At 37.2% G+C, this 4,469-nt stretch carries 2 protein-coding genes and 1 pseudogene; 2 read left to right on the top strand and 1 reads right to left on the bottom strand.

Going from position 1 to position 4,469, the window contains the following annotated elements; all coding sequences use genetic code 11:
- Positions 1-125: 125 nt before the first annotated feature.
- Positions 126-347: pseudogene (locus Q360_RS25410) on the bottom strand (IS1595 family transposase); the annotation flags it as partial.
- Positions 348-741: 394 nt separating this feature from the next.
- On the opposite strand from Q360_RS25410, the gene Q360_RS0116530 reads away from it, so the two are divergent.
- Together Q360_RS0116530 and Q360_RS0116525 are read left to right on the top strand one after the other, a co-directional pair.
- On the top strand, positions 742-3,813 hold the full coding sequence (locus Q360_RS0116530; protein WP_027078062.1) for a SusC/RagA family TonB-linked outer membrane protein: 3,072 nt from the start codon (positions 742-744) through the stop codon (positions 3,811-3,813).
- Positions 3,814-3,852: 39 nt separating this feature from the next.
- Positions 3,853-4,469, top strand: a 617-nt coding sequence (locus Q360_RS0116525; RefSeq protein WP_027078061.1) for a RagB/SusD family nutrient uptake outer membrane protein, incomplete at its 3' end; no start/stop codon positions are given.

The raw sequence follows: 4,469 nt of genomic DNA, 5'->3' as shown, positions 1-4,469 counted from the left end.
TTGGTTTGCCAACAAAGACGAGCCCGCTGCAGACGCTGTGGGTGACGAACCTGCTCGAGCAGCAATTGCCCTTGGGGATACCGCTATTTACATTCTTGGTCCAGGTAAAGATATTGACTGGCCACAATCATAAAGGATAGTTTCGAACTCTCCATAATAGTTCCGCTACGCAAAAATATTCTTGCATTACAAGACTTACATTGATAACTCCACTTGTTCTTAAGCCAATAATGATTTGTGCCTTGGCATCGATGACAAATAACACCCTGTTGGTCTCGTTGTCCTTTAAAATTCATTCTGCAACTATGCTCATCTGTAAAGTGTACTCCAAAAGAAAATATATCCATATTTAACTAGCGTAAAATCAATTAAACACGCAAAATATTATTCGTATTAGAGGTGTTTACGGACACACAATTAATATTATTATTACACTAACAAATAACTAATAATAGTTGTTTTTATTAAAAAAATCGTAATAATATTACATTATTATTGCATAATTTGTTTTTTATACAAATAGTTTTGTTAGTTTAGTTAACTAATATTTAACAATACGTGTACGTTAACGTATTTTTTAATTTCAAAAAATACGTTGGTGTAAGTAATTTAGAACAAACGTTGTTGAGTATTTAATCCGTAAAAGAAATATTCATCGCGTTCACATGTTGCTTTTCTAAAATCAATGAACAGTAGTAAAACTTAAAACGCTGAATAAACCAACCTAATAACACTTAACAAATGAAAAAAAAAACCATTAAAAAATTAAGTCGGAAAACAAAAAGTTTACTACTATCTGTTGTACTTGCTATTTTGGTTGTCTCTCCTATTTTAGGAAACTCAATTAAAAAAGTAAAACTAATGGAGAATTTTCAAACAACAATAACAGGTGAGGTTTTAGACGAAAGTGGAATACCCTTATCCGGAGCAAGTGTTGTAGTGAAAGGTACGACAACAGGCGCTGTTGCAGATTTTGATGGCAACTACAGTATCAACGCAGCTTCTAATAGTATTCTTGTATTCAGCTATGTTGGTTACGGTAAACGTGAAGTCGCGGTCAATGGCAAAACCACGATTAATATAAGTCTAAAGCCAGATGCCGCTATGCTAAATGAAGTAGTCTTGGTGGGGTACGGTACCCAAAAGAAAGGTGAAGTAACTGGCGCTATTGAAACCGTAACCGCAGAACAACTGAGTATTGTTCAGGTAGCAAGCACAATTGATGCTATTAAAGGGCAAATTGCTGGTGTGGATGTTCAATCTACAGGAGGAAGGCCAGGTCAAAATCCAACAGTCAGAATACGTGGTAGGCGGTCTATTAGCGCGTCAAACGACCCGCTATATGTAGTTGACGGTATTCCTTTGATAGACGGCCCTGCATCCATGGCAGATATTAACCCTAACGACATTGCATCAATGCAAGTATTAAAAGATGCTGCAGCAACTGCTGTGTATGGGTCAAGAGGTGCAAATGGTGTGATTTTAGTTTCGACGAATAGGGGCAGAGTTGGTAAGACCAAAGTAACCTTTAGTAGTCGTTATGGTGTTACATCTGCAACACGGTTGGTAGATATGATGAATGGAGAAGAGTTTGCAGGTTTAAAAAGAGAATCAAGACGGGTTGGATGGAATGGAACTATTCCTGTAGAAACTGAAGTTTTTTTAGACCCAATTGAGCTTGAATCACTTGAGCAAGGTAGGTCTACAAATTGGTTAGATAAAGTAGTTGGTAATGGCTATCAAACCAACCACCAAATCGGGATAAGTGGTGGGTCAGAAAACACAACCTTTAGTTCTTCTATAGGGTATTTTAAGGAACAAGGTATTATATCTAATCAAGATTTTGAGAGAATTACAGGTCGATTAGCCGTTGATCATAGAATCAACCGTATATTTAAGGTAGGAGCTTCCTTTTTAGTGTCTAAAACAGAACAAAATTTTGGTTCTAACGCTACTATAGGTGAAGCCTTAGCAAATAACCCATTAGGAGTACCATTTGATGAAAATGGAGATTTGAAATTCTTACCCACCAACGATGGTATTCGTACCAATCCCTTAAGTGAATTGGTAGAAGGTGCTTATATTGACGAGCGGCTACAAACTAGAATTTTTGCTCCATTTTATTTAGATATTAACCTTATGCAAGGCCTAAAATGGACAACTACTTTTGGTCCAGATTTTCGAATTGGTAGAAGGGGTCTTTTTGCAGCTAGCGAAACAAACACAAGGCGAGGTGCGCCACCTACAGCAGGAATCGAAAATGTAAACGATTTTGGATATACGCTTGAGAATTTATTAACCTATAATAAGGCGTTGACGAGTCGACAAAATTTAAAAGTCACGTTACTACAAAGTATTCAAAAATCTAAAATAGAACGTAATTTCGGAAATGTGACTGGACTACCCTATGATTCACAATCCTTTAACAACTTGGGTTCTGCTACACAAGGCGGTGTAGTTGCTTCTAGCTTGACGGAATGGGCTTTATCTTCCTTTATGGGAAGAGTAAATTATGATTTCGACAGTAAATATTTGTTTCAAGCCTCATTAAGAGCTGATGGGTCTTCAAGATTGGCTCCCGGGAACCAATGGAAGTATTTTCCAGGAATTTCTGCTGGTTGGAGAATAGATCAAGAAGAGTTTTTAGCAGAGACCTCTGTATCTGAATTGAAGTTAAGAGCTTCTTATGGTGAAGTAGGAAACACTTCTGTTAATCCGTATCAAACGGCTGGTAGGTTAGAAAACACAGTGTATGCTTTTGGGGAGTCACCAGCACTTGGTTTCGGACTTAATGAAATACCAAATGAAAATTTAACTTGGGAAGTATCAAAGACCTTAGATATAGGTTTAGATTATGGGTTCTTAAATAATCGCTTGGTAGGGTCTTTTGACTATTTCAGAACCAATACGGTTGACCTATTATTAGCAAGAAGCTTACCCTCCACTTCAGGGTATGAAAGTGTGTTGCAGAACGTTGGGTCAACTAGAACTACAGGATTCGAATTTACCATCAGTGCAGGTATTATTGATAATGACGGTGATGGTTTCAATTGGGATATAGACTTGAATATTTCTACTTACAAAGAAGAAATTACAGAGTTGGCTTTAACAGATGCTAATGGAAACCCCTTAGATGATGTTGGTAATGGATGGTTTATTGGCCAACCCATTCAAGTATTTTATGACTATGAAAAAATAGGTATATGGCAAGCAAATGAAGAGGCTGCAGCATTAGCCGCAGACAATAAAGTACCTGGCGAAATTAAATTAAACGATTTAAATGGCGATGGAGTAATAACCCCAGATGACCGAAAAATATTGGGTGATGGTGTACCTGACTTTTATGGAGGCCTGAATAGTAAATTTTCGTACAAAGGCTTGGATTTGGGTATTTTCTTCGTTTTTCGACAAGGGCAAACAATACAGTCTAATTTCAACGCTAATAACAATTCACTTTTTGGGAGGTATAATAACTTAGCTGTTGATTATTGGACCATTGATAACCCAACAAACGCCAATCCAAGACCAAATGAAAATCAGGAGCGCCCAAGAAATGGATCCTCACTGCGGTATTTTGACGGTAGTTTTGTGAAGCTTCGAAATGTTTCATTAGGTTATAATCTTCCAGAATCGATTACGAGTGCGATAGGAATGGAAAAATTACGATTTTCAATTGCTGGCCAAAATCTTATCTTTTGGGATAATTTCCCAACATTTGACCCTGAAATTTCCGAAGAAATAGGTGTTAATTTGGACAGTGGAGTTGTGCCAAGTACAAGACAGTTTTCTTTATCCATAAACGCTACATTTTAAGCAAAAAAATATTAGTTTAAATCCAATAATTTAAATAGTATGTACAAAAAAATTTATATAATATTAGTTTTAGCACTGGCTTTTTCAACAGAGTCATGTGATAAATTTATTGAAGAGGAGTTGGTAACTGACGTTTCCGCTGCCTCTTACTATACAACTGAAGGTGGTTTAGAAGACGGGGTACGAGCTACGTACGCTACATTTAAGCCCTTTTATGGTCAAGAAATAGGTGCTGCGATGTTAACCTTTGGCACGGATGTCTGGACCAATGGTGCTGATGGAGGCCATAAAGTATTCAATTTTTACGATGGTGGCCTCAATGGAGAGGAAGGGTATATTCCAGATTCCTGGGATAATTGGTATAAAGGTATCAACCAAGCGAATGGTGTTATTAACCGTTCTACTGATGTCGATATGGATGAAGCTCAAAAGAACTTACGAATAGCCGAAGTACGTTTTTTAAGGGCCTATTTTTATTTTAATGTAGTCACCACTTTTGGGGACGCCCATCTTAGTCTTGAAGAAACCCAAGGTATAGAGATTGAAGCCAACAAAACGCCTCAATCAGAAATTTATAGTCAAGCAATACTTCCTGATTTGGAATTTGCTATTGCAAATTTACCTAATGAACAGTCTGACTATGGTAGAGCAACAAA

Origin of the sequence: Maribacter antarcticus DSM 21422 (genome assembly GCF_000621125.1) — a bacterium.
Lineage (GTDB): Bacteria > Bacteroidota > Bacteroidia > Flavobacteriales > Flavobacteriaceae > Maribacter > Maribacter antarcticus.
The sequence above is the reverse complement of the archived record's forward strand: the minus strand, read 5'-3'. Positions and strand labels throughout refer to the sequence as shown.